The organism is Streptomyces sp. NPDC048106 (assembly GCF_040706415.1).
Lineage (GTDB): Bacteria > Actinomycetota > Actinomycetes > Streptomycetales > Streptomycetaceae > Streptomyces.
The window spans coordinates 21,358-28,061 of record NZ_JBEZND010000045.1; the positions used below are offsets into that span (position 1 = coordinate 21,358).

5 protein-coding genes and 1 pseudogene are annotated in these 6,704 nt (G+C 73.5%); 2 read left to right on the top strand and 4 right to left on the bottom strand.

The features are described 5' to 3' along the window. The first annotated feature begins 26 nt into the window (after window positions 1-26). Window positions 27-3,047: an amino acid adenylation domain-containing protein gene (locus AB0927_RS33325; protein ID WP_366671541.1), complete on the top strand. Its 3,021-nt coding sequence runs from the start codon at window positions 27-29 to the stop codon at window positions 3,045-3,047. Between the two features lie 102 nt (window positions 3,048-3,149). Here AB0927_RS33325 and AB0927_RS33330 read toward each other — a convergent pair whose 3' ends face one another. From AB0927_RS33330 to AB0927_RS33345, 4 genes and pseudogenes are all read right to left on the bottom strand, one after another. Then, window positions 3,150-3,284, bottom strand: a complete 135-nt coding sequence (locus AB0927_RS33330; protein ID WP_366671542.1) for a hypothetical protein — start codon at window positions 3,282-3,284, stop codon at window positions 3,150-3,152. 207 nt (window positions 3,285-3,491) lie between these two features. Continuing rightward, entirely contained in the window at window positions 3,492-4,691 is a 1,200-nt protein-coding gene (locus tag AB0927_RS33335) for a cytochrome P450 (RefSeq protein WP_366671543.1), read from the bottom strand. A gap of 278 nt (window positions 4,692-4,969) precedes the next feature. Continuing rightward, complete coding sequence (locus tag AB0927_RS33340; protein WP_366671544.1) at window positions 4,970-5,119, bottom strand: hypothetical protein; 150 nt, start codon at window positions 5,117-5,119, stop codon at window positions 4,970-4,972. Between the two features lie 208 nt (window positions 5,120-5,327). Beyond that, window positions 5,328-5,666, bottom strand: a pseudogene (locus AB0927_RS33345) (L-asparagine permease); the annotation flags it as partial. Window positions 5,667-6,333: 667 nt separating this feature from the next. Between AB0927_RS33345 and AB0927_RS33350 the strand changes: the two are divergent. Further along, window positions 6,334-6,546: a hypothetical protein gene (locus tag AB0927_RS33350; protein ID WP_366671545.1), complete on the top strand. Its 213-nt coding sequence runs from the start codon at window positions 6,334-6,336 to the stop codon at window positions 6,544-6,546. Window positions 6,547-6,704 lie beyond the last annotated feature (158 nt).

Consider the following 6,704-nt stretch of genomic DNA (forward strand, 5'->3'; position numbering starts at 1 on the left):
CTCTTGACGGTGACAGGACCTTTTCCATGCCCGATGCGTTGCCCGACGAGGATGGTGCCGAGCACCGCCTCTCGTTCTCCGTCCACTTCCGCGGCGACCTGGACGCCGCCGCGCTGGACCGCGCCTGCGCCGCCGTACTGCGCAGGCACCCGGCCCTCGTCGGTGGTCCGCTGTGCTGTCCGGTGCTGGAGCGGCTCGGCGCGGACGAGCACCGGCTGCTGATCGTCGCTTCCCGGCGGGTCTTCGACCAGAGGTCGGTGGACGTGTTCGTGAGCGATCTCGCCGCGTTCCACCGCGCGGAGGTGTGGAGCGCCGACCCCGGCCTGCCGGAACTCGCCCCCGCCGGGAACGAGGAGCAGCGGATCACGGCCGCGCTCCCGCTCGCGCGGCGGTACTGGGCGGACCACCCGGTCGGCAGCGGCCCGTTGCTTCCCGGGTCGGCCGGGGCCGGTTGGGACCCGGCATGCACGCAGGACGCGCGGGAGGGCGCGACGGCGGAGGTGCGGGTGCCGGCGGGGCTGCGGGACGCCCTCCACGGCGTGGCCGAGCGCATCGGCGTCACCCCGTACGCGCTGCTGGTGGCGTCCGTGCACGCCGTCCTGTTCCGGCACGGCGGGACCGCACCGGTCACCGCCCTCGATTTCGACACGCGCGCCCCGGGGGAGCACGCACGCATCGGTGCCCTGGTCAACGAGCTGCCCTTCTCCTCCGCCCCGCGCGACGACACATCGTTCGCGGAGTTCGCCCGCGCGGTCGGCTCCGGACTGCGCGCGCTGCACCGGGTGCGCGACGTGCCGCCGGCCCGCGCCGGGGTGGAGACGCCGTCGGCCGCCGTCCACCTGGCCTACCACCGTTCGACCCCGGCGCCGTGCTTCCCCGGTGTCGTCGCCACGGTGGACCGGGGGCTGCGCACCGCCGCCGTCCGCCACGCCCTCGACCTCTCCCTGCTGGACGGGCCGGACGGTATCGACGCGGTACTCCGGTACTCCTCGCCTTCGCTGACCGGCGACGACGTCCGGTGCGTCGGCCGGCACTGGCTGTCGGTGCTGACCCGCGTCGCGACCGGCCCGGACACCGTGCTTGCCGAATTGCCCCAGCCGGAGCGGCAGGAGCGGCAGGACGGGACGGCAGGGACGGAGGGGGGCCGGCCACTCGCGGAGCACGACGGCACGGCCGTCCACCGCCCCCCGGCGACCGTCCCGGAACTGTTCGCGGAGCAGGTCGCCCGCAGGCCCGACGCCGTCGCCGTCGTCCATGAGGGCCGGCGGCTCACCTACGCGCAGCTGGACGCCGCCGCTACCCGGATCGCGGGCCGGCTGCGCGGCCAGGGCATCGGTCCCGGAGACCTCGTCGCGGTACGGGCCGGCCGGACGGAGGCGCTGCCGGCCGGGCTGCTCGGTGTCCTGAAGGCCGGAGCGGCCTATCTGCCTCTCGACCCGGAGTACCCGGCGGAACGGCTGGAGTTCATCGTCGCGGACTCCCGTGCCGTCGGCGAACTGGGGGACGCCGAACTGGCGGCCGCCACCGAGGACCCCGCGCCAACCGCGCCTTCACCCGCCGCGTCACCGGCACCCGCACCACATCCCCCAGCCACACCGGCACCCACACGCACACCCACACAGGCACCCGCACCCGCACCCGCACCCGCACCCGCACCCGCACCCGCGATCGTCCCGGCCCCGGCGCCGTCCCCGGCCCGGCGCCCGTCGCCAGCGGTGTCCCCGTCCCCGGACGACCTGGCCTACGTCATCTACACCTCCGGCTCGACCGGCCGTCCCAAGGGCGTGCGGATCGAGCACGGGTCACTGGTCAGCCTGCTGCTGTCGATGCGCGACCTGCTGGACTGCCGGCCGGGCGACCGCTGGCTGGCGGCGGCCTCGGCGGCGTTCGACATGTCCGTCCCGGAGTTCTTCCTGCCGCTGGTCACCGGCGGCACGGTGGTCGTGGCGGGCGGGGCCCGGACGCGTGAGGGGTCGGCGCTGCGCGAGCTGATCGACCGCGAGCGGGTCACCCACATGCAGGCGACGCCGACCGGCTGGACGATGCTCCTGGACGCCGGGTTCACCGCGCCCGGGATCACCGCGATCACCGGTGGCGAGGCACTGCCCCTGGCGCTGGCCCGGCGGCTGCGCCCGAGGGTCGGCAGACTCGTCAACCTGTACGGTCCGACCGAGGCGACCGTCTGGGCCACGGCGGACGAGATCGGTCCCGAGCCGGAGCGGGTGACGATCGGCCGCCCGCTGGCCAACACCCGGGCCTACGTGCTCGACGGGCGCCTGTCGCCCGTGCCGGACGGCGCCCCCGGCGATCTCTACCTCGCGGGCGCCGGGCTCGCCCGCGGTTACCTCGGCCGGCCGGAGCTGGACCGGGAGCGGTTCCCGTCCGATCCCTTCGGGGCGCCGGGCAGCCGTATGTACCGGACCGGGGACCAGGTGCGGCGACTCGACGACGGACGGCTGGAGTTCCTCGGCCGCACCGACGATCAGGTCAAGCTCAGGGGCTACCGGATCGAGCCGGGCGAGATCGAGGGCCGGCTGCTCGCCGTACCCGGCGTGCGCCAGGCCGCCGCCGCGGTGCGGGAGGGCAGACTGGTGGGCTACGTCGTCGGCGGGGCGGACCCGGGCGAGCTGAGGCGCGCGCTGTCGGCGGCGCTCCCGGCGTACATGGTGCCCGAGACGTTCGTCGCCCTCGCCGGCCTGCCGACCACCCCGAACGGCAAACTCGACCGCGCGGCGCTCCCGACACCACCGGAGGAAGCCGGAACGGACCCCGTGACCGGGACCGGTTCCGTGGCCGGGGCTGACCCGGAGGACCCGGAGGACCCGAAGGAGTCGGTACGGCGGATCTGGTGCGAGGTCCTGGGGGTGCCGGACGTGAGCGACACCGAGGATCTCTTCGACCTCGGCGGCCATTCGGTCACGGTGGCTCGGATCTCGGCGCGCATCCACGAGCGGCTGGGCGTCGAGGTACCGCTGCTGGCCTTCTTCGACGCGCCGACCGTCCGGGGCCTGGCCTCGGTGGTCGCCGACCTGCGCGCGCGGGGCTGACCCGCCGGGCCGGGGGCCGCCGTCGGAGAATGGCGGCCCCCGGCGACAGACGCGGTGGCGGCCGCGGGCGGAAGCTGTAGGGGGCGGGGACGGCTGTGCGGCTCAGCCCTTGCTGATCTTCCAGAACCGGAACACCGTGGAGGTGGCCAGGCAGCAGTCGACGCCGTGGACGCCGTCGCCGACGACCGCGTACTGCTTGGCCTGCCACACCGGCAGGACGGGGATCTGCTGGGCCACGATGTCCTGGATCTCGCCGAACAGTCCGTCGGCGTCCGAACGGTGGCTCGGGGCGGCGGTGCGCGCCGTTCTGCACTTACACCCGTTTCCTCTACGCCCCTTTCCCCTACGCCCCTTTCCCCTACCCCTGTTCTTCCGTCCCCGTTCCTCTGCTCCCGTTCCCATGCCCCCGCTTTTCCGCCCCCGTTTCTCGTCGCGGTGCGCGGGTCACACCCACCGCACCGGCAGCCGCCGGGGGCCGTGCACGAGCATGCCGGCGCGCCAGGTCACGGCCGCCGGGTCGGTGTCCAGGGCGAGGCCAGGGCAGCGGTCCAGCAGGGCCCGGACCGCGATGCGCGCCTCCAGGCGGGCGAGCGGGGCGCTGAGGCAGTGGTGGATGCCGTGGCCGAAGGCGATATGGCCCCGCTCGGGGCGGCTGATGTCGAAGCGGCCGGGGTCGGCGAAGCGCACCGGGTCGCGGTCGGCGTCGGCGACGACGACCAGGACCGGTTCGCCGCCGCCCGGGATCACCGTTCCGCCGATGTCGACGGGTTCGGTGGTGAAGCGGTACGTGGCTGCCTCCACCGGTCCGTCGTACCGCAGCATCTCCTCCACCGCCGCGTCGACGAGGGTCATGTCCGCGCGCAGGGCGGCCAGTTGTTCGGGGTGGGTGAGCAGCGCCAGCACGCCGTTCGAGATCAGGTTGGCGGTGGTCTCATGGCCCGCCACCAGCAGCAGCCAGGCGGTGCCGACGAGTTCCTCGGGGCTGAGCCGGTCGCCGCTGTCGTCGCTGGTGCGGACCAGGGCGCTCATCAGGTCGTCACCGGGCTCGCGGCGCTTGTCGTCCAGCAGCCGGGCCAGGTAGGCACCCATGTCCCGGCTCGCCGCCCGGCGCACCGTCGGGTCGGGGTGCGAGAACACGTCGGTGGTCCAGGTGCGGAACGCGACGCGGTCCAGCTCGGGCACGCCGAGGAGTTCGCAGATCACCGCCATGGACAGCGGGAAGGACAGGGCATCGACGAGATCGGCGCGTCCGTCGGGGCGCGCGAGCATCGCGTCGAGCAGCGTCCCGGTGAGCTCCTCGACGCGCGGGGCGAGTGCTTCGACGCGGCGCGGGGTGAACTCGCGGACGACCAGTTTGCGCAGCCGTCCGTGGTCCGGCGGGTCGGAGTTGAGCATGTTGGGACCGGCGGCCGGCCGCACCACGGAGAGAGTCGGCGCGGCCCGGTCCCAGGACTTGGCGAGCCGGGGGTCGGCGAGCGCGGCCCGCGCGGCCTCGTACCCGACGACGAGCCACGCCTCGTGGCCCTCGGGCACCCGCACCCGGTGCACCGGGCCGGTCTCGCGCAGTGCCGCGTACACAGGGTAGGGGTCGTCGACGAAGTCCTCGCCCAGCGCGGCGAGGTCGAGGATGCCGGCCGTCGTCATGGGAGGGAGCTCCTTGTGTGGTGCGGGCGGGCAGAGCGGGGGCGGGCGGGTGCCCGGTGAGGAGGGACGGCGTGCCTTCGCGCACGTGCGATGGGCGGTGCGCCGGCCGGGGTTTCAGGAGGCGGCGGTCCGTGGCCGTCCGCCGCGCCCGTCCGGCCGTTGGGAGAAACAGGTGTGCGGGGAGCTCCTAGGAGACGCCCCCGCACACCTGGGAATTCCCGTGCCGAAGGGGCGGGCCCGGGATCAGGCGCACTCTTCGCCCCTACGGGGGGCGGTCGTCACCAGCCCGGGAAACCGACCCCGGCGGTGTCGTGCGTGGTTCCGGGGTTGGCGGCCGCGGTGACCACCGTCGCGGTGCCGAACGCCAGCACTGCCGCGATCAGACCGCCCAGGAACACGCCCAGGTTCGTACGGCGATTGCGTCGCATTGTCCAGTCCTTCCATCGTGAGAGATGCGCCCTGCTCGGGCACCCGTTAGCGTCCGTCGGCCCTTCCGTGGGTCAGTTCACGAGGGAGGATTCGTGCCGGAGCCCATCCGCTACGGCCGGGACGAGCGGACACATGAGGAAGCTATCCGACCGGACACCACCCCCGGCGCGCCCCGCTCCCCCCTGTGCCCTTTCGGACAGCAAGCCGTCACTCCTGCCCCGTCGTATCGGCCGCCACCTGCGAGGAAACGTTCCTGCGCACCACGAGCCAGCCGCCGGCCAGGGCACCGACCACCAGCGGGAGGCATTCGACGGTGGTGCGGGAGACCCCGCCGTCCTGCCACATGAGCACCACGATCGAGGCGAGAAAGACGGGGGTGATCACCTGGGTGCACGGGGCCCAGGGCAGCCGGAAGGCGGGGCGGGTCACGGTGCCGTCCTGGGAGCGCTTCCAGAACAGCAGCGAACAGATCATGATCATGCCCCAGGTCCCGATGATGCCGAACGAGGCGAAGTTGATCACGATCTCGAAGGCCTTGCCCGGCATCGCGCGGCGTCACCCGCGTCGACGTGGGTGACGGTGGCGGCCGGCGCCGCGACAGCGGGTTTCGGGAGATCGGTCGTGGTCGTGAGGGGTTCGTTCATGATGGCCGCTCGCCTTCGGGGTGTCTGTGCTGAGCGGGAGGCGGAGCAGTGCAGGACGGAACCGGCGGACGCCGCACGGCCACCGGATTGCTCGGTTCATGACATAAAGTGCGGGCACCACGACGTGGCGCCGACGGCGTGCCGTGGGGCTGCGGAAAGTGCCCAAGGTCGCACCGCTCGGAGCAGTCCGGGGGCGGACGGACGCCCTCCGCTCCGCCCCGCCGCCCGTTGCTCAACGCCATGTCCAGCAGTTGGCGTTCCTCGGCGGTGAGTGACTGTCTGATTCTCGAATTCCTGAACCAGCCGTTCAGAAGGGCATGGGAGCCGCCCAGTCCGAGCGAATTGGACCACATGCTTTCACCGGCCGCATCGCCGTTCCAGCCGGCCGCCCATCGGAGCAGGTGACAGAAGGAGGAAAAGTCCGATCACGATCACAGCCATGGTTCGGACAGTCCTCGCCATGCACTTTCAGCCGACCCGAAAGGGCAACGACTGCTCCTGTTCGTGCAGAGAGTCGGCCGCTCCCCCGCCACTGCTCGTCCGAGCGCGTCCGTCTCCAGCAGCAGGCGGTGCTCCGGCTCCAGGACATCGAGCAGCAGGGCGACCGGTACGGCGTCGTAGGCCGGCCGGCCCAGGGCGTCGACCTGCGCGGCGGAGGTGTGGACGGGGATGAGGAGACGCCGTCCGGGATGGCGACCAGCAGCGGCCGTCCGTCGGCGTCGACCGGTACGGCCACCTCGGCCTCCGCCAGGCGTCGCGTCACCTCCTCGGCCGGGCCCTAGCCGGTGACGGCGAGCTGGACGGCCTCATCGGCCTCGTCGGTCGGCGGCGGCCGGCCACGGGCCGCAGGAGAGGGCCGGTACTCCTCGTTCTCCTGCCACCGCACGTCGACGCCCCCTCCCCGCCGTGTCGGACGCCGTCCCGGGCGCGTCAGCGTTGG

Coding starts and splice junctions, on each gene's coding strand:
- AB0927_RS33325 (WP_366671541.1), top strand. CDS start 27: ATGCCCGATGCGTTGCCCGACGAGGATGGTGCCGAGCACCGCCTCTCG.
- AB0927_RS33335 (WP_366671543.1), bottom strand. CDS start 4,691: ATGACGACGGCCGGCATCCTCGACCTCGCCGCGCTGGGCGAGGACTTC.
- AB0927_RS33340 (WP_366671544.1), bottom strand. CDS start 5,119: ATGCGACGCAATCGCCGTACGAACCTGGGCGTGTTCCTGGGCGGTCTG.